Consider the following 17,096-nt stretch of genomic DNA (forward strand, 5'->3'; position numbering starts at 1 on the left):
GCAGAAAGGCAGCTTCGCCGATGCGAATTAGATTTCTCCAGACAGAAAAAAGGCCGTTCGGAATCACCGAACGGCCTTTTTTCTGTCTTACAATTTGCTAAAACTCTACAAATACTTCTCGTAAATCCCGGCCGCAATCTTCTCCACAATGCCCTTGGGCACCAGACTGGTAAGGCCGGCCGACACCTTGTTGAGCACGCCGGGGATTATTTCGGCCTCACCGGCCAGCAGGCCGTTCACTGCAGCCAGGGCCACGGCTTCAGGCGTCATCGAGACTTTGTTGGCAGTGGCTTGCAGCTCGGCACCCATGCCGGCGCGGTCGGCAAAGCTGGTGGTGGTGGCACCGGGGCTCAGGCAGGTCACTGAGATATTGCTGGTTTTGAGTTCGTAGCGCAGGCCGCGGCTGAAACTCAGCAAAAATGCCTTGCTGGCGGCGTAGAGCGAGAGCGAGGGCACGGCCTGATAGGCGGCGGTGCTGGCCACGTTCAGGATGTAGGCTTTCGGAGCTTTGTGCAGGGTAAGCAGCAGGGCGTGGGTGAGGGCCACGGGCAGGTGCATGTTCAACTGCATCATGTTTTGCTGCTCGGTTAGGCTGAGCTGCTCAAAGCGACCCCAGAGGCCATAGCCGGCGTTATTTACCAATATGGCCAGCTGGTCGGCTTGCTGATTGGCCCAGGCGGCCACGGTTTCGGCAGCGGCGGGGGCGGCCAGGTCGGTGGCCAGCACGTGGGCCTGGCGTTTGTGCCGGGTACCGACTTCCAGCGCCAGGTTGGTGAGTTGGTCTTCGGACCGCGCCACCAGCAGCAGGTCGTAGCCGCGCTGGGCCAGCAGAAGGGCAATGGCGCGGCCAATGCCGCGCGAAGCGCCGGTAACGAGGGCGTAGGCCATTTTTTCGAAGGTGATATTGTCGTATTATTCTTGCTATAAGGCCGTCATGCTGAGCGGAGTCGAAGCATCTCTACCGCGTAACTAATCCCTTTCAATTGGATTACTCTTCGCGGTAGAGATGCTTCGACTCCGCTCAGCATGACCGTTCTTTTTCTCCGCCTATTCTACTTCACCAAATGCAAAAAGCGCAGGTAGAACGGCGTGGGGCTGTCCTCGCTCTTGGGCTGGTACTTGCCCGAGATGATGGGTACGTACATCACGCGGCGGCGGCTTTCGGGGCCTACCAGCGGCGATTGGGCCACGCGGTGCCACATGCGGCCGTCGTGCACGGTGAGGTCGCCGGGCTCGGTTTCGATGGCCACCTCGTTGGGGTCGTAGAACACGTCCTTGTAGTATTTCTTGCGAAACAGCATCTTGTGCAGGCCCTGGCGGTGGGTGCCGGGAATCACGCGCAGGCCGCCGTTGGTGGCCTTGGTGCCGTCGAGGTGCAGGCCCACGTTGAGCATGGGGCCGATGCGCTTGCCGTAGAACACGTCGCGCAGCGAGTCGGTGTGCCAGCCCATCTGGCTGAATTCGGAGCCGGGTACGTTCACGTAGTGGTTCACCACGAGGCCGTCTTTCTCGTTCTCGCCCACGCGGCCGCCTTCGGCTTCGAGGAGCGGAAAAAGAGCCTTAAAACGGTCATCTTGCAGCAATTCGTGCAACACGGGGTGGTGCTGCGAGGCGAAGGCGAAACGCTGCACAATGCGCGAGCCGTCCACGTCGTGGCCGTATTTAATGGGCACGCCGTTCACTTTTTCTACGCCTTCGGCCAGCCATTTGGCTTGCACATCCTCGGTCGCTTTGAGGATTTGCTGGACGTATTCGGGCGAGGCGAAGGGCCGGAAGTGAAGGAAACCGTATTTGGTAAAAAAAGCCCGCTGCTCGGCGGTAAGGGTGCTGCCGAGCGTGAAGCGTGGATAGTCAGAGGATAGGGCCATAACAGGAAATTGGCGGCCGCCGGGTATTCCCGGGCGACACACAAAGGTAATACGTCCGGCGCGGCCCCTGCCGGTTTTTGGGCGGGGGCATCCGGGCAGCACGGCGGCTATAACCGCGCCGCCGCATGGTAGTTTCGGGACGGCAAATACGAAATCAACGGGTGAACAGATGGTGAATACCCGCTTCAGGGCGCGCCTGCGCTGACGGCAATTGCGAGGCAATGCTTTAATGGTCAGCACGTATTCCAGCACTATTCCCCGCGCCGGGAACCCGCCACCGGAACAGCGCCGCACAAGAAAAGGCAAATAAGGCCGTTGCAGAAGCCGCATTAGCTGCGAAAATTTCTATCTTTTCCCGCTTCTTTCCGCTTGGCCATGCTCCTGCTACCCACTTTCAATGCCGCTTTGCAGCCGTGCACCGTTGGGCCCACGGCTTTCCGTACCCATCCGCAAGGGCAATTTTGCGATAGCTGCCAGCGAGTGGTGCAGGATTTCAGCCAATCAACAAACCCTGTGGCTGACCTAGCCGCCGCCCGCGCCGCCGCGCCCGATGGCCGGGTGTGCGGCAGCTTTCGGGCTGCGCAGGTGCAGCAGACTCTGCCGACACTGACGCGGCGCATGAAGTGGTTTCTGGTGGCGCTGGTGCTGGTGGTGGGCCAGGGCTTTACGGCGCATGAAGCGCTGGCGCAGGTGCGGCGAACTACAATTGATTACACGCAGGAAGTTGCTAAGCCGGAACGGGAGCGGCTTGCCGAGGCAAAGCGCGACTCACTAGCACGCGCCTCATTAATATTAGATGAGACAAGTTTGCCACCGTTTTTGGGGATGGTAGTCGAGCAAGTCCCACGTTTTCGTGGCGGCGGCACCAGTTCACTGATTAAGTATATTCAGCAGCATCTAAAGTGGCCTTCTCATGCTGACACAGTCCACGTAAGCGGACGGCTATTTATCATTTTCACAGTGGGCGAAGACGGTTTGGTGCACAATGCTACCGTGGTCAAAGGCCTACATCCGCTGTTTGACGACGAAGCATTACGCGTAGTGCGGTCACTAAAAGGGTTTGAACCGGCCAAGCAGAACGGCAAACCGGTGAGTATGAGCCTAACGCTACCTGTTACATTTGAATCAAAATAGAAGTAGCCATTTCGTCTATTCCTAGCCCATTACCTTGTCTTTTACGGGAATTACTATTTGGACATTCTGCCCAAAATTCCCCACCTTCACCCCTGCTCTCCGCACCGCTCCTAATTCCCACTTCCCCCACCCTCTCCGCCCTATGGTTTTCACGCCCAGCCCCATGCTCCTCAAGCTGCTTTACACCCGCGGCAGCCTGCACAACCTGCCCGAAAACGCGGGCGTGGCCTTTAGCCTCAAAAACCGGCTCGATACCGTGAAGGTGACTGGTTTCAAGCAGGTGCAGATTGGCGAGGTGCTGGTACCGGCCGAGAAAATCCGGGTCGATTTGGGCAACGGTGAGCAGCGCGCCGCTACGGCCATCGATGCCGACGGACAGGCCGTAGAGCTGCCCGTGGGCCGCGCCATCACGGTGATGCTCGACATGCCGGCCCTGCCGGAGGGTATCCATCCGGTGCAGATGTGGTTTTCGACCGATGCCTTTGGCGACCTGCACGTGGAGGTGGAAGACGCCATTGTGGGCGTGGCCAGCTCCAAGCCCCGCATTCCGCGCTCCGAGGAAGACGACTATTCCGAGGCCGCCATCGCGGCCCGCCAGCGCTTCGCCGAGCAGTTTTCGGAGAAGGAATTCAAGCACCTCAAGCACTACTCCTTCGATGCCCACCAGCTGCAGGGCAACTGCGAGCATTTCATGGGTGTGGCCCAGATTCCGGTGGGCCTGGCCGGGCCGCTGACCGTGAATGGCGAGCACGCCCAAGGCGATTTCCTGATTCCGATGGCCACCACCGAGGGCACCCTTGTAGCGAGCTACAACCGTGGCATGCAGGTGCTGAACCTATGCGGCGGCGTGAAATGCACCGTGGTGGGCGACGCCATGCAGCGCGCCCCGGTGTTCGTGTTTGATGATGCGCGCGGGGCGCGGGACTTTGGCAAGTGGGTGGAAGACACCATTGACCAGATTCGGCCGCAGGCCGAAAGCACCTCCAGCGTGGCCAAGTTGCAGTACATCGACACGTATTTGAGCAACAAATTCGCCTACCTGCGCTTCAATTTCAGCACCGGCGACGCGGCCGGGCAGAACATGGTGGGCCGCGCCACCTTCGCCGCCTGCTCCTGGATTCTGGAGAACTACAAGGGCGCGAAAGTGGAGCACTTCTACCTCGAATCGAACTTCGCCACCGACAAAAAGGCCTCCCAAATCAACGTGATGCGGACCCGGGGCAAGCGCGTGGTGGCCGAAGCCGTGATAAAGCGCGACATCCTGATGCAGCGCATGCGCGTGACGCCCGAGCAGCTGGCCTACCACGGGCAAGTGAGCAACGTGGGCGCGTTCATTTCGGGGGCCAACAACAACGGCGCGCACTCGGCCAACGGCATCACGGCCATGTTCATCGCCACGGGGCAGGACGTGGCCAACGTGAGCGAATCCTCGGCCGGCATCCTGTATTCGGAGGTGAACAAGGACGGGGATTTGTACATCAGTATCACCATTCCGTCGCTCATCGTGGCCACCCACGGCGGCGGCACCGGCCTGGCCACCCAAAACGAGTGCCTGCAAATGCTGGGCTGCGTGGGCCGGGGCACGGTGCGCAAGTTTGCCGAAATAGTGGCCGGCGTGGTGCTGGCCGGCGAGCTCAGCCTGGGCGCGGCCATCTCCAGCTCCGACTGGGTGAGCAGCCACGAGCAGTATGGCCGCAACCGTTAAACGCCACGGGGCCAACCCGTCTTTTTCCTTTCCATTTTCTACATGACCACTACCCAAAAACTTGGGGCCGGCCTGCTACTGACCGGCCTGTTACTGGCCTCATCCGCCCACGCCCAAACCCAGCGCGACCTCACCGAAATCGGCATGGACCTCTACCAGCGGGCCAACGCGCCCGATGCCCTGGCCCGTATGCGCAAAGACCTGGTGAATGCCCCCGAGGCCTACCTCATCAGCGTGGACCAGCCGGGCACGCTGGTGTTGCTCGACAAGCGCCAGGTGCGGGTGCCGGCCCTGAAATACAATGTGGCCCTGCGCCTGCTGGAAGTGCGCGACTCGACCGGCAGCCACGTGTGGCCGCCCGGCAGCCTCGACGGCTTTTACCTGGGCCGGGGCAGCGAGGCGCGGCACTTCCGCAGCAAGATGGTGCGCAACGGCAGCACCCGGCTCGACTTTGCGGAGGTGCTGACGCAGTCCGACAACAGCCCGCTAGTCTTGGCCCTGCAGCACAGCTACCACCACGAAGATGCCCAGCTCGACCCCATTCTGCACACCGAAACCCGGCCGGAGCACACCGAAATCGGCCAGACAGTGCTGGCCGGCACCGACCTCGTGGCCAAAGAACCGCTCCGGGCGGTGCTCCTCACCCAAAAGAATGTGACCCAACTCTTTGGCTCACGGGCTTCCGAAGTAGCGGCCTGGGCGGCCAAACAATCCCTGAGCTACACCGACCTGGGCCAGGTGCTGCGCATGGTAGAATATTATAACCAACTGTCTTTCAAGCAGCCGTAGCGCGAACTACAAAGTGCGCGCTACTCCAGGCCCAGGCTGGCACGGTGCTTGAAAATGCGCTGCACCGGAGCGCAACCGCCTAATTATCGTATTTTTGACGCCCCCTGTACTATTCACCATTTTTTAGTGCTTTTAGTGAGACCCCACCTCTACTTATTTGCTATTTTCTTACTTGCCGGCGCACAGCAGGCCAATGCCCAGGCCGCGAAGGAGCAGGCTGAAGCCCGCACCATTTACGCCCAAAGCAACCGCAACCCCACCGCTGCCACCCTGCGGGCCGGCCTGAAAAGCCAGGCCACCGGCTTCCTCGGCGATGGCAGCTTCCAGCCCGGTGCCCTGCGCACGTTCGACGGGCGCTACCGGCCGGTGCCGGGCCTGCGCTTCCACGCCGGCATGCGCCTGCTCGAAGCCCAGGATTCCATCAACACCGATTCGACGCACCTGTGGCCCGTGGGCAGCCTGCGCGGCTTCGATATCGGCGAGATGGGCGGCACCGGGGCCGATGCCCTGCGCCGCTTCCGCCCCCGCCTGGTGAAGGAAGGCAGCGCCGGCACCCGCCGCGAATTTGTGGAAGTGCTCACGGCCGTGGATGCCGGCCCGCTATTGCTGGCCCGCATTTATTCCTCGGGAGCCGATGCGGTGGCCGGCCGCCTCTCCATGGCCCCCATGCTGCTGGTCGGCGTCGGCAACGAGCCTACCGAGCCGCTGCACCCCATCACGCTCAACCAGACCGATGTTCTGCGCCTGTTTGGCAAGCGCGAAGGCGAAATCAGCACCTTCGCCAACGCCCAGCACCTGCAATACGACCAGCCCGCCGACGTAGCCAAGATGATTGACCGCTACAACCGCGTGGCGGTGGTGAAGTAGCAGGCTTCGACTCACGTTAGAGCATCAAAAAAGCCCTTTCTGCGCGTGCGGAAAGGGCTTTTTTGATTTTGCGTGCAGCTACAGTGGGTCGGCCGTTACTTTAAAGCGTGTGTCCGAACGGATGGTGAGGGAATCCATAATAAAGTAATTCGGCCGCTGCCGGCTGTACACCGTCAGCTCGTACGTATCCGCCTTCAGGTAGTCATCGAGGCGGTCGGTGGTTGGAATAAGCGTCAGCGTTTTGGCACCCTTGGGCGGATTGTAGAGGTGCGCGAGCAAAACCCGGTTATTAGCCTTGGGCGTATTGATGTAAACCCGCAGGGTATCGAGGAAGTCGAAGTTGAGCGCGGCCGGGCTAACCAGGGTAAGCTGCATCTGGTCGAGCAGCACGTTTTTGACCTTGTCGCGGGCAGTCTTGTTGTTGCGAAACGAGGCTTCCGAATTCGTGATGATGGATACCGGCCGGGGCAGGCCCGTGTAGAAAATGCTGGGCGGGGGGATTCGGGAGTTCTGCGACACATCCACGGTAAACGTCAGGAGCTGGTCAAGCAGGCTCTTTTTGCAACCGAACACCGTCAGCAGCACCAGTACGGGGGCGAGGAAAAGTAGCTTCTTCATAGATTGTCGGGCTATTGATGAGTAGGGTCGATATACGTAGCTTGGTCGCTAAAGAGTTCGGGGGCAACCGCTACGGTAGTTCTTCAAAGTTACAACGAGCAGCTTAGTCCATCATATCCGCCGATTTGGGCGGGTCGGGCACGAAGCCGGGGTTCCAGCTCATCGGGTAGCGGCCGTCCACGTATTGCAGGGCCGTTTCGGTGAGGTAGAGCGGGCGGAAGGTGTCGAGCATCACCGCCAGCTCGTGGGTTTCCTTTTTGCCGATGCTGGCCTCCACGGTGCCGGGGTGCGGGCCGTGCGGCAGCCCCGTGGGGTGCCAGGTAAAGGAGGCCAAATCAACCCCTTTGCGCGACATGAAATTGCCAGCCACATAGTACAGCACCTCGTCGGAATCGACGTTGGAGTGGTTGTAGGGCGCAGGAATGCTGAGCGGATGATAATCGAACAAACGCGGCACGAAGGAGCAGATGACGTAGTTATGCCCCTCAAACGTCTGGTGCACGGGCGGCGGCTGGTGCAGGCGGCCGGTTATCGGCTCAAAATCGTGGATGCTAAAGGCGTAGGGGTAGAAATAGCCGTCCCAGCCTACCACGTCGAACGGCGAGTGCGCGTAGGTCAGCTCGTGCAGCAGGCCCTCTTTCTTGGTGTGAATCACGTAATCGCCCTCGGGATATTCCTCAGTAATCAGCTCGCTCGGCGGGCGCATGTCCCGCTCGCAGTAGGGAGAGTGCTCCAACAGCTGGCCGAAGTGGTTGCGGTAGCGCCGCACGGTCTCTACCGGGCTGAACGACTCGATAATCATCAGTCGCACCGGTCCTTCCTCGAAGTGCAGCTGGTGGATTACGGTGCGCGGCACCACCACGTAGTCGCCGGGCTCGAAGGCCACTTTGCCCATCTGGCTCCACAATTCGCCCCGGCCTTCGTGCACGAAAATCACCTCGTCGGCCTGGGCGTTTTTGTAGTAATAATCCATCCGCTTATCCGTGGGATTGCAGATGGACATGGTCACGTCGGCGTTGCCGAGCAGCGTTTGGCGGGCGGCCAGGTAGTCGCCGCCGGTGCTGGTCTGGGCCAGCGTGCGCAGGTGCTCGGGCTGGAGCGGCCGGTCCTTAATCAGCTTCGGGGCAAAAGGTTTGGGTGTGCCCACATGCTTAATCTGAGTCGGCGGGTGCACGTGGTAAAGTAGCGACGACACGCCGTGAAACCCGAGCGTGCCCACCAGCTGCTCCGAATACAGGGAGCCATCGGGCTGGCGAAACTGGGTGTGCCGCTTGCGCGGAATCTGGCCGAGGCGGTGGTAATGCGACATAACGAAGAGGGGTGGGATTGGAACCGTGAAGTTACGGGCTGCCGCCTGTCATTGCGAGTGAAGCGCAATGACAGGCGCTCCGCTACTTCCCCAGCAGCGCCAGCTGCGCGGTGCTGTCGCTCACCACGTGCAGGGCGCGCTGCAATTCGGCATCCTGCTCGCGCAGCACGGTGTAGTAGGCCACGGTGCCGTAGGCGCTGCGGGCAATGTAGGCCTTGAGCTGATTGCGCAGCAGCGGCGTGCAGCGGCGCACGGCGGCTCCGTCGGCCGTCACGCCATCCTGGGCGGCCTGGGTGGTCAGGCTCAGCAGCTGCGCATCCGAGATGCGGAAGGTGGCATTGAACTGCTCGAAGCGCAGGCCTTCCAGCTCGGCTTTGTGGCTCTGGTAAAAGTTCAGAGCGAAGGCGCGGGCCACGCCGTGGCTCAGCAGCTTGGTGAAATAGACGGAATGGGCGACAGAATCGCGCGGCACAAACACATCCGGCATGATGCCGCCGCCGCCGTACACGGTGCGGCCGTGGTCGGTGCGGAATTGCAGGGCCTTGGAAAAATGGATGCTATCAGCCGATTGCATCTCGCCACGAGCCGAGCGGCCGCTCAGCTCGGCGCTGTATTCGGCGTAGTTGGCCCCGTAAGGTTTCTGGATGGAGCGGCCGGCGGGCGTATAGTAGCGGGCAATGGTGAGGCGCAGTTCGCCGCCGTCGCTCAAGGGAATAGGCTGCTGCACGAGGCCTTTGCCGAAGGTGCGGCGGCCCACCAGCGTGGCGCGGTCGTGGTCCTGCAACGCGCCGGCCACTACTTCAGCGGCCGAGGCGCTGCCTTCGTCCACGAGTAACACCAGGGAGCCTTCCTCGAATTCGCCGGCTACTTTGGCGTAGGTCTGCGAGTCGTATTGGTCGCCCTTGCCGTCGGTGTACACGATTTTGCGCGAGCCGGCAATGAACTCATCGGCCAGGCGGGTGGCGCGGTCGAGGTAGCCGCCGGGGTTGCCGCGCAGGTCCAGCACGAGGCGGGTGAGGCCTTGCCGGCGTAGGTCGGCCAGCGCGGCTTTGAATTCGTCGTAGGTATTCGAAGCGAACCGGCTCACTTTGATATAGCCCGTCTGGTCATCAACCAGATACGCGGCATCAATCGAGCTATTGGGAATACGGCTGCGGGCAATGCTAAATCGCAGGGGCTGGCCCTGATGCCGGCGGCGCAGCTCAATAGCCACGCTGCTGCCCCGGGGGCCGCGCAGCAATTGCGAAAGCTGCCCGGAGGTGAGGCGTGCGCCCGATACGCGCTTGCCGCCGATGCTTAGAATCTGGTCGCCGGGCTGCACGCCGGCCTGCTCGGCCGGGCCGCCGCTGAGCGGGGCCACCACCGTCACGGTATCGCGGAAGGTGTTGAATTCGACGCCAATGCCGTCGTAGTCGCTTTGCAGGAAGGAATCGGTTTTTTCGCGGTCGCGGGCCGGGATATAGACCGAGTGCGGGTCGAGCTTTTCCAACATCTGGGTCACGGCGTAGTCGGCCAGGCCTTCGGTGTCCACGGAGTCGGCGTAGTCGCGGTCCACGTAGCTCAGGATTTCCTTGAAGCGCAGGTAGCCCCGGGCCGTAGCGTCGGGGTTTTCCGACGAGGGCCGGAAGGGATTATTGGCCACTAATACGCCGCAGCCCATGGCCAGCACCAGCAATAAGCCTTGCCGCAACCAGCCGCGCCGCCATGAGCTGGCGGGCACACCAGTTGCCTGGTTAGCAGGGGTAGAAGTGGGCATAGGAAATAAGCGTAGAGTTAATAATCAATAGGATAATATTAGATGGGATTCAAAATTATTGAAATTTTCCCAGTTACAAAGGATGAAAGGTAGCCATTTCTGCATTTCTTTAATTTATGCAATAATCTAAAACAAAAGAGCTAAACGCCGGTGTTTTTACTGGCAAATCACAATTTATAATTTCCAGCTTAGCCATTTTAACATGAATCAAATTTATGATTTTACCCATAAATTTTCGGATGGCTTTCGCCCAGCCCGGGTCTTTGCCCGTTGGATGGGGCTTTTTCCGGTCTGAGCGCGGCGGTAGTCAGAACTCGCAGCAAATACGGCCGGGGTTGCCCGGCGGATTGGGAGCTTTTGGCCCGCCGTATCTTTGCACCCAGCCACAATGGCTGGCTCTTTTCATTTTCTTCGTTTTACATAGCCACCACATGGGTCGCATCCTCGCCATCGACTACGGAAATAAGCGCGTGGGCCTGGCCGTGACCGACCCGCTGTGCATGATTGCCTCGCCGCTGGAAACCATCCACAGCAAGGATTTGCTGACCTACGTGAAGGCCTACCACCTGCGCGAGCCCCTGCGGGCCGTGGTGGTGGGCATGCCCCGCACGCTGCTCAACGAGCCCACCGACGTGACCAGCGCCGTGGTGGGCCTGCTGCGCACGCTGCGCCGTGAGTTGCCCGAGTTGCCCATTCATGAGCTCGACGAGCGGTTTACCTCGCGCATGGCCCACGCCACCATGCTGGCCGGTGGCCTCGGCCAGAAGGCCCGGCGCGACAAGGCGACGGTGGACCGCATCAGCGCCACCATTATTCTACAATCATTCCTCGAATCACCGCTGATGCGGGAAATATAGTTGTTTCGTTAAACGTCATGCATCGGCTGCGCTCAGCATGACGTTCTGTTTTAACTGACCATTACCATGATTTACTCCATTGTTGCCATCGGCGACCCCGTCCTCAAGACTAAAGCCAAAAACATTGCTGCCGACCTGCCCGCCGCCGAGCTCCAGCAGCTGATTGCCGACATGTACGAAACGATGTATTCGGCCCACGGCGTGGGCTTGGCAGCACCCCAGGTGGGCAAAGCCGTGCGGCTGTTCGTGATGGATTCGGGCCCGATGGTGGAGCTGGACGAGGAAGACCTGGCCGAGCTGGAAGAAGGCGAAGTGCCCGAGCCGCCCATCAAGCGCGCCTTCATCAACCCGCAGATGGTGAGCGAAACCGGCGAGGAATGGGGCTTCGAGGAAGGCTGCCTGAGCATCCCCGGCGTGCGCGAGCTGGTGACGCGCCACGCTGATATCGTGCTGCGCTACGAGGACGAAAACCGCCAAGTGCACGAAGAGGCATTTTCGGGCATGGCCGCCCGCGTTATTCAGCACGAGTACGACCATTTGGAAGGCATCCTGTTCACTGATAAGCTCTCCGGCTTCAAGAAGCAGCTGCTGAAGGGCAAGCTGGCCCGCATCAGCAAAGGCGATGTGCGGCATGACTACCGCATGAAGTTTGTGGGTGAGGGGCGGCGGCGGTAGAAGCCAAACTTGAGTGTATTAACCTGTCATGCTGAGCGAAGCCGAAGCATCTCTACCTCAAGACTATTCCTTTTAATTAAGATTAGTTGTGCGGTAGAGATGCTTTGACTCTGCTCAGCATGACTGTTTTAGCGAAACCTGGTTTAGTGAATTCCGAAGCTGGTTCCGTACCTTGTTAGCCGTGAAAAAATACGGCTACCTGCTCCTGATTTGTTTGCCCCTGCTCTTCGTTGCCCGCCAGGCGCAGGCGTGGGGCTTTTTTGGCCACCGACTACTGAACCGACTGGCAGTGTACACGTTGCCGCCGGGCATGATTGGCTTCTACAAGGCCAACATTGATTACCTGACGGTGAACGCCACGCGGCCCGACTCGCGCCGCACGGTGGTGCCCGGCGAGGCCCCCAAGCACTTTCTCGACGTGGACCGGTATGGCGACAGCGCCGAATTTAAGCTGCCGCGCAAGTACGCCGACGCCGTGGCCCGCTACGGCGAAGACTCGCTGCTGCGCCACGGCATCGTGCCATGGAACGTAGTAAGCATGAAAAATCAGCTCACCGCCGCCTTCAAGGCCAAGGACACGGACCGGATTCTGAGCCTCTCGGCCGACCTGGGGCACTACGTGGCCGATGCCTGCGTGCCGCTGCACACCACCCGCAACTACAACGGCCAGCTCACGGGCCAGCGCGGCATTCACGGGCTGTGGGAATCGCGCCTGCCCGAACTACTAAGCGCCGACTACGACCTGTTCAGCGGCAAGGCCGAGTACCTGGAGCGGCCCAGCGACGCGATTTGGGCAGCTGTCATCCGCTCGCACGCGGCTGTTGATTCGGTGCTGCGGTTTGAAAAACAGCTCACGGCCGAGTATCAGGAAGACCAGAAATTTGGCTACGAGCAGCGCGGCAGCCAGACGGTGCGGGCCTACTCGCGCGATTTCAGCAAAGCCTACCACGCCCGGCTCAATGGCCAGGTGGAACGGCAGCTGCGCTACGCGGCGGCCCTCATCGGCGACTTCTGGTTTACCTGCTGGGTGGACGGCGGCTCGCCTGATTTGCGCCAGCTGCAATACACGCCCTCGGCCAAAGAGCAGCAGCGCCTGGAACTGGAAGCCAAGCAAACGGCCGGCGCACCGGCTACGTCCGCGCCCGGGCATGACGAGTAACGCCTGTCATTGCGAGGCAGAACCGAAGCAATCCGTCCTTTTCTCAGCAACAAACCCTAAAACGTGCTAACCGAAGGTCAGCACTTAAGAAAATGTCTGGTTTTGAAAGGACGGATTGCCGCGCTGCGCTCGCAATGACAGGCGGTTAAGCCAGCGGCTCCGTCTGGTGTACCATATCTAAATCCACTACGGCAATGCCATCTTCGCCGACTTCGTAGGCGCGGATGAAGCGGCGGTGCCACTCAATTTCATCGTGGGTGTAGGAGTTGCGGGCGTGCACGTCCTGGGCGAAGGTGTCGTCGTAGGCTTTGAGCTGGATGATGATTTCGAAATCCAGACGCTCGTAGTCAGCGGGTAGTAGGTTGTGGAGCGGGCTTGTAGAGGTGATGTCGTGCACGATGGTCCAACTCAGGGGGAAGAAGCTGATGGCGTCGCGTTCGAGCGGCAGCAGGGCGTAGGTCTGGTCGTTGGTGGCAGGGTTTACGGTTTTGAGCAGCACGCGGGCCTGCAGGTCGATGAGGATGTTGTTGCGCTGGTTGGCGATGCGGAATTGCAGGCAGGGCAGGCCATCGGGCCGGCGGCTGATGATGGCCGTGCGGCTGAAATGAATGCGCGCCGTGGGCCGCGAAAACCGCCCGTAGAGCAAGCCCGTGGCCAGCGCGAAGGTGAGCACGCCCACCAGCGCCTCCACGCTGCTGAGGAAACCGGTGGCGTTGGTGCCTGGGTACACGTGCCCGTAGCCGACGGAGGTGAAGGTCTGAATGGAGAAAAACAGGGCGCTCAGAAAATCCTGCACGCCGTCGTGCGGGGCGGCCACCCCGGGTAGGTCTTCGAGGCCCAAGGCCATGAAGGCGAGGGCAAAGGCGACATTTATCACCGTAAAAAACACCACCACCAGGCCGATAAACGGATACCAATCCATCTGGATGAGCCATTGGTACGGGTCGTGGCGGTGCGGGCCGCCGCGCCGGCGCACGTTGAATGAGCCGTCATGGTTGATGGCCCGCTTGGTGCGGCGCGAGAACTTTTCGCCGATGCCAGGGTCGAGGGTGGGCATGTGGTGGAGGGGCGGAGTAGTGGGTTGGCGGGGCAACGTATGACGACAAATAAACGTCATGCAGAGCGCAGCGAAGCATCTTTACCACAGCAGCAACCCAATCGACAGGATTAGCGGTGGCGGTAACGATGCTTCGCTGCGCTCTGCATGACGTTCAGACACCCACCAGCTCATTACTCCACCACCCCACCACATGAAAGGCGTTTATTCCCTCCTGCTCCTCACCATCTCCAACCTGTTCATGACGTTTGCTTGGTACGGGCACCTGCATCTGTTCAAAAAAATGGCCTGGTTTGCCAAACTGGGCCTGTTTGGCGTCATCATGGTGAGCTGGGGGCTGGCCTTGTTCGAGTACGTGTTTCAGGTGCCGGCCAACCGGCTGGGGTTTGAGGAAAACGGCGGGCCATTCAGCCTGTTCCAGCTCAAGGTGATTCAGGAGGTGATTACGCTCACGGTGTTCACGCTCTGCGCGGTGTTCGTGTTCAAAACCGACAAGCTGGGCTGGAACCATGTGGTGGGTTTCATCCTGCTGGTGGCAGCCGTGTACGTCATATTCAAAAAGTGGTAAGCCGGTAGCACTACTCGGCTTTTAATACCCGCAGCACTTCCGTACGGCCTTCTTGCAAGAAACGCAGATGCAGGCTGTACACGCCCACGGGCAGGCCCGTAGTGGGCAAGGTGAGCTGCCGTGCGCCCGCCAGCTGCGGCGCGGGAGCCATTTCCAGCACCTGGCGGCCCAGGGCATCGTGCAACGTCAGGCCCACGGGCTGCGGGCTGGCCAGGGTGAAAGTCACCTGGATTTCCGCACCGAACGGGTTGGGGAAAGCGGCCGTGGTGCTGGCCGGACGGCTGGCGCGCACGGGCAGCAGCTGCGCGAAAGTGGTGAGCTGGCCCCAGGTTTCAGTACCCTTGCGGTAGCCAAGCAGCGTGGTGGTTTCGGTGGTGAAGCTGGTGTATTCCTCCTGCGTCTGGCCCAGGCCGACGACCGTGAGCACGGAGTAGCCGGCATCGAGGTTGCTGGCATTGCGGAGGGAGGTACTGTCGGCCGTGATGGTGCCGCACTGCATATAGTCGGTGTGGCGCTGCACAAGGCGGCCGTTGTAGTCGGTGGTGCGCCAGGCGGGCAGGTGCACCAAGCTGCCCGTGCCCACCGAAACCGCCCCTCCCCAGAAGCCGGTGGGCTGGTCGAGGTGGCCCATGATGCGCGTGATATGCAGGGCCTGCACCACGGGCGCACTCAGCACGGGCGCACCGATGCAGTTGCGGGTGAGGGTGCGGCGTTGCAGCTGGTAGTCCAGCGCATCGCCGCTGGCACTGAGGGTGCGGCTAATGATGCTGTCACGCGTCCAGCGATAGTCAACGCAGCCGGGCAAGCCTGCATAGCCGGTGGTGGTTGTTCGGCGCAGGAATACATCGCCGGGCTGGAAATCATACACCGCAAAAGCACCTAGCTTATTAATGCCCAGGCCCAGCTCCGGCAGGGCCGTGAGCGTGAGCGCGGCCTGCGGCAGCCGGGCATTGAGGTAGTGCCCCAAGGCCGGGCCACTCACCCAGCCAAGGCGCTTGCCGAGCGTGATAACGGCCCCATCCGACAGGGTGATGGTGGCCAGCGAATCGGCCTGCCCCAGCACCGCGCCCAGCGTGCGGGCCGTGACGCGGGCCGTGAGGCCGGCCGCAGTAGCCGCCCACGCCTGGCCCAGCACGGCGCGGGGGCGCAGTGTGAAGGTGCGGCCGTTGGCGGCCGTAAGGACGTATTCGGCCCCGGGGCGCTGCGTTAGCGAGGTGCCAAAGAGGTTATCATTGCGCTGCACGTAGTAGCCGCAGTTGCCTTGCTGAGGCAGCGCACGGCCCCGGCTGGTGCGCTTATCGAACAAAAACAGCGAATCGGCGCCCTGTGCCTGACGGCTGGCCAGGCGCAACAGGTGCGTGGTGTCGCCGGGCGTGGCAGCGGCGCTGAGCTGATAGCTGAGGCCGAAGCGAAACGGGCGGTAGGCCTGCGCATGGGCAGTGGTGGCCCACAGGCCGGCGGCCAGCAGGAAAACCAGCGAGGAGAAGTGCTTCATGTAGTTGTGGAATGAAGGAATGGCACAGGTTGGGCGCGGCAGCACGTACAGTCTGCGGTAGGCGACTGGGGATAAATATATTAAAGGAAATTTGCCAACCACTTTTTTGGCCGGAAAAGCCGCCGATTATTCACCTGAAGAAAAATTAATGTGGCCTTCAGGCCGGCTTCAGGGCGCGATGGAAATTTTGTATCGTCGGAAGAGCAACCGGAGCTCGCCGACGCTTACGACTCAACTTTTCATCTCCCATATTTTTTTCATTAATCCCATGAATAAGCCCTTTTATTCGGTTGCCCTGCTGGCCGCTGCTCTGCTGGCTGGCACCATTCAGGCCGATGCCCAGACCGTCACCAAAGTCAAAACCAAAACCTCGAAATCAGCCAAAGCCACCGCCGGCAACCTGGCCACCCCACCCCCACCGCCCGCCGAAGGCGAAGGCCCTGACGGCCCCGATGGCCCCCGCCCGCCCCGTGGTCCGCGTGGCGAGCACGGCGGCCCGCGCGGTGAGCACGGCCCCGGCAAAGACGGCCCCGGCCGGCGCGGCGAACACGGCGGCCTGCAAACCATCACCGACGTGCGCGGCACCCTGAGCAGCTACGTGGCCAACAACGACGACCAAGTGTACGATGCCTTCATCCTGCGCCCCGCAACCGGCGCGGCCGACACCGTGCGCTTCCCGCGCCACCTGGGCCAGCAGCTGCAAGCCGCCGCCAAAGCCGGCAGCACCGTGACCGTGAGCGGCGTGCGCCACACCGGCCCCGACGGCCGCAGCCACCTCCGCTTCGTGAGCCTGACCAGCGGCAGCCAGACCATCAACGACGCGCCGCCCGTGCGCCCCACCACCCCGCCCACGCCGGAAACCGCCACCGCCAAAGGCAGCATTAAGGAGCTGCGGCGCGACCCCAAAGGCCGCATCCGGGGCGTGGTGCTGAGCGACCAGACCGTGGTGCAGCTGCCGCCCCATGCCTTGGAGCAGCTCAGCGATAAACTGACAGTGGGCGCGACGCTGGAAGCCACCGGCAACCTGCGCACCGCCCAGCCCGGCGAAGCCCGCGTGGCCGGCACCACCGCCCCGCGCGTGGTGCACGCCCAGACGCTGGCGCTGGGTGGCGTGAAGTACCTGGTGCGGTAGGGTTGGCCGGATTTTAGAATCTAAACCTATCAGCCCGTCATGCTGAGCGCAGTCGAAGCATCTCTACCGCGCAACTAATCAGATTTAGTATTGCGGTAGAGATGCTT

16 protein-coding genes are annotated in these 17,096 nt (G+C 61.3%); 9 read left to right on the forward strand and 7 right to left on the reverse strand.

The features are described from left to right. Nucleotides 1-105: 105 nt before the first annotated feature. Together AAFH49_RS16685 and AAFH49_RS16690 are read right to left on the reverse strand one after the other, a co-directional pair. On the reverse strand, nucleotides 106-888 hold the full coding sequence (locus AAFH49_RS16685) for an SDR family NAD(P)-dependent oxidoreductase (protein WP_342299952.1): 783 nt from the start codon (nucleotides 886-888) through the stop codon (nucleotides 106-108). 164 nt (nucleotides 889-1,052) lie between these two features. Continuing rightward, the gene (locus AAFH49_RS16690) at nucleotides 1,053-1,868 is read right to left on the reverse strand and encodes a phytanoyl-CoA dioxygenase family protein (protein ID WP_342299953.1); all 816 of its coding nucleotides are present in this window, start codon (nucleotides 1,866-1,868) and stop codon (nucleotides 1,053-1,055) included. A 375-nt stretch (nucleotides 1,869-2,243) separates the two neighbouring features. On the opposite strand from AAFH49_RS16690, the gene AAFH49_RS16695 reads away from it, so the two are divergent. The 4 genes from AAFH49_RS16695 (at nucleotide 2,244) to AAFH49_RS16710 (ending at nucleotide 6,363) form a co-directional block, all read left to right on the forward strand. Further along, entirely contained in the window at nucleotides 2,244-3,002 is a 759-nt protein-coding gene (locus AAFH49_RS16695; RefSeq protein WP_342299955.1) for an energy transducer TonB, read from the forward strand. A 142-nt stretch (nucleotides 3,003-3,144) separates the two neighbouring features. Beyond that, entirely contained in the window at nucleotides 3,145-4,707 is a 1,563-nt protein-coding gene (locus tag AAFH49_RS16700; RefSeq protein WP_342299957.1) for a hydroxymethylglutaryl-CoA reductase, read from the forward strand. Between the two features lie 42 nt (nucleotides 4,708-4,749). Further along, a complete protein-coding gene (locus AAFH49_RS16705; protein WP_342299959.1) occupies nucleotides 4,750-5,496 on the forward strand; it encodes a hypothetical protein in 747 nt (248 codons plus the stop codon). Between the two features lie 135 nt (nucleotides 5,497-5,631). Further along, a complete protein-coding gene (locus tag AAFH49_RS16710) occupies nucleotides 5,632-6,363 on the forward strand; it encodes a hypothetical protein (RefSeq protein WP_342299961.1) in 732 nt (243 codons plus the stop codon). A 78-nt stretch (nucleotides 6,364-6,441) separates the two neighbouring features. Here the strand turns inward: AAFH49_RS16710 and AAFH49_RS16715 are convergent, their stop codons facing one another. The 3 genes from AAFH49_RS16715 to AAFH49_RS16725 form a co-directional block, all read right to left on the reverse strand. Beyond that, on the reverse strand, nucleotides 6,442-6,981 hold the full coding sequence (locus AAFH49_RS16715; RefSeq protein WP_342299963.1) for a hypothetical protein: 540 nt from the start codon (nucleotides 6,979-6,981) through the stop codon (nucleotides 6,442-6,444). Between the two features lie 103 nt (nucleotides 6,982-7,084). Beyond that, nucleotides 7,085-8,290 carry a homogentisate 1,2-dioxygenase gene (locus AAFH49_RS16720; protein WP_342299964.1) on the reverse strand — a complete coding sequence of 402 codons (1,206 nt, stop codon included), beginning with the start codon at nucleotides 8,288-8,290 and terminating at the stop codon, nucleotides 7,085-7,087. Nucleotides 8,291-8,372: 82 nt separating this feature from the next. Then, nucleotides 8,373-10,046: a S41 family peptidase gene (locus AAFH49_RS16725; RefSeq protein WP_342299966.1), complete on the reverse strand. Its 1,674-nt coding sequence runs from the start codon at nucleotides 10,044-10,046 to the stop codon at nucleotides 8,373-8,375. A 431-nt stretch (nucleotides 10,047-10,477) separates the two neighbouring features. Between AAFH49_RS16725 and ruvX the strand changes: the two genes are divergently transcribed. The 3 genes from ruvX (at nucleotide 10,478) to AAFH49_RS16740 (ending at nucleotide 12,737) form a co-directional block, all read left to right on the forward strand. Beyond that, entirely contained in the window at nucleotides 10,478-10,903 is a 426-nt protein-coding gene (gene ruvX, locus AAFH49_RS16730; protein ID WP_342299968.1) for a Holliday junction resolvase RuvX, read from the forward strand. A 66-nt stretch (nucleotides 10,904-10,969) separates the two neighbouring features. Next, entirely contained in the window at nucleotides 10,970-11,578 is a 609-nt protein-coding gene (def, locus tag AAFH49_RS16735; protein WP_342299970.1) for a peptide deformylase, read from the forward strand. A 181-nt stretch (nucleotides 11,579-11,759) separates the two neighbouring features. Further along, nucleotides 11,760-12,737: a zinc dependent phospholipase C family protein gene (locus AAFH49_RS16740; protein ID WP_342299971.1), complete on the forward strand. Its 978-nt coding sequence runs from the start codon at nucleotides 11,760-11,762 to the stop codon at nucleotides 12,735-12,737. Nucleotides 12,738-12,882: 145 nt separating this feature from the next. On the opposite strand, the gene AAFH49_RS16745 is transcribed toward AAFH49_RS16740, so the two are convergent. Then, nucleotides 12,883-13,794 (reverse strand): ion channel, encoded by a 912-nt coding sequence (locus AAFH49_RS16745; RefSeq protein ID WP_342299973.1) that lies wholly within the window; start codon nucleotides 13,792-13,794, stop codon nucleotides 12,883-12,885. Between the two features lie 193 nt (nucleotides 13,795-13,987). Between AAFH49_RS16745 and AAFH49_RS16750 the strand changes: the two genes are divergently transcribed. Continuing rightward, a complete protein-coding gene (locus tag AAFH49_RS16750) occupies nucleotides 13,988-14,362 on the forward strand; it encodes a DMT family protein (RefSeq protein ID WP_342299975.1) in 375 nt (124 codons plus the stop codon). A 10-nt stretch (nucleotides 14,363-14,372) separates the two neighbouring features. Here AAFH49_RS16750 and AAFH49_RS16755 read toward each other — a convergent pair whose 3' ends face one another. After that, nucleotides 14,373-15,857 carry a hypothetical protein gene (locus AAFH49_RS16755; RefSeq protein WP_342299976.1) on the reverse strand — a complete coding sequence of 495 codons (1,485 nt, stop codon included), beginning with the start codon at nucleotides 15,855-15,857 and terminating at the stop codon, nucleotides 14,373-14,375. Between the two features lie 268 nt (nucleotides 15,858-16,125). Between AAFH49_RS16755 and AAFH49_RS16760 the strand changes: the two genes are divergently transcribed. Next, on the forward strand, nucleotides 16,126-16,989 hold the full coding sequence (locus AAFH49_RS16760; protein ID WP_342299978.1) for a hypothetical protein: 864 nt from the start codon (nucleotides 16,126-16,128) through the stop codon (nucleotides 16,987-16,989). The last annotated feature ends 107 nt before the right edge of the window (nucleotides 16,990-17,096 follow it).

Origin of the sequence: Hymenobacter segetis, assembly GCF_038448715.1 — a bacterium.
Lineage (GTDB): Bacteria > Bacteroidota > Bacteroidia > Cytophagales > Hymenobacteraceae > Hymenobacter > Hymenobacter segetis.

What these genes read in the sequence shown, in the direction of transcription:
- AAFH49_RS16685 (WP_342299952.1), bottom strand. Translation starts at nt 888, where the DNA reads ATGGCCTACGCCCTCGTTACCGGCGCTTCGCGCGGCATTGGCCGCGCC.
- AAFH49_RS16690 (WP_342299953.1), bottom strand. Translation starts at nt 1,868, where the DNA reads ATGGCCCTATCCTCTGACTATCCACGCTTCACGCTCGGCAGCACCCTT.
- AAFH49_RS16695 (WP_342299955.1), top strand. Translation starts at nt 2,244, where the DNA reads ATGCTCCTGCTACCCACTTTCAATGCCGCTTTGCAGCCGTGCACCGTT.
- AAFH49_RS16700 (WP_342299957.1), top strand. Translation starts at nt 3,145, where the DNA reads ATGGTTTTCACGCCCAGCCCCATGCTCCTCAAGCTGCTTTACACCCGC.
- AAFH49_RS16705 (WP_342299959.1), top strand. Translation starts at nt 4,750, where the DNA reads ATGACCACTACCCAAAAACTTGGGGCCGGCCTGCTACTGACCGGCCTG.
- AAFH49_RS16715 (WP_342299963.1), bottom strand. Translation starts at nt 6,981, where the DNA reads ATGAAGAAGCTACTTTTCCTCGCCCCCGTACTGGTGCTGCTGACGGTG.
- AAFH49_RS16720 (WP_342299964.1), bottom strand. Translation starts at nt 8,290, where the DNA reads ATGTCGCATTACCACCGCCTCGGCCAGATTCCGCGCAAGCGGCACACC.
- AAFH49_RS16725 (WP_342299966.1), bottom strand. Translation starts at nt 10,046, where the DNA reads ATGCCCACTTCTACCCCTGCTAACCAGGCAACTGGTGTGCCCGCCAGC.
- ruvX (WP_342299968.1), top strand. Translation starts at nt 10,478, where the DNA reads ATGGGTCGCATCCTCGCCATCGACTACGGAAATAAGCGCGTGGGCCTG.
- def (WP_342299970.1), top strand. Translation starts at nt 10,970, where the DNA reads ATGATTTACTCCATTGTTGCCATCGGCGACCCCGTCCTCAAGACTAAA.
- AAFH49_RS16745 (WP_342299973.1), bottom strand. Translation starts at nt 13,794, where the DNA reads ATGCCCACCCTCGACCCTGGCATCGGCGAAAAGTTCTCGCGCCGCACC.
- AAFH49_RS16750 (WP_342299975.1), top strand. Translation starts at nt 13,988, where the DNA reads ATGAAAGGCGTTTATTCCCTCCTGCTCCTCACCATCTCCAACCTGTTC.
- AAFH49_RS16755 (WP_342299976.1), bottom strand. Translation starts at nt 15,857, where the DNA reads ATGAAGCACTTCTCCTCGCTGGTTTTCCTGCTGGCCGCCGGCCTGTGG.
- AAFH49_RS16760 (WP_342299978.1), top strand. Translation starts at nt 16,126, where the DNA reads ATGAATAAGCCCTTTTATTCGGTTGCCCTGCTGGCCGCTGCTCTGCTG.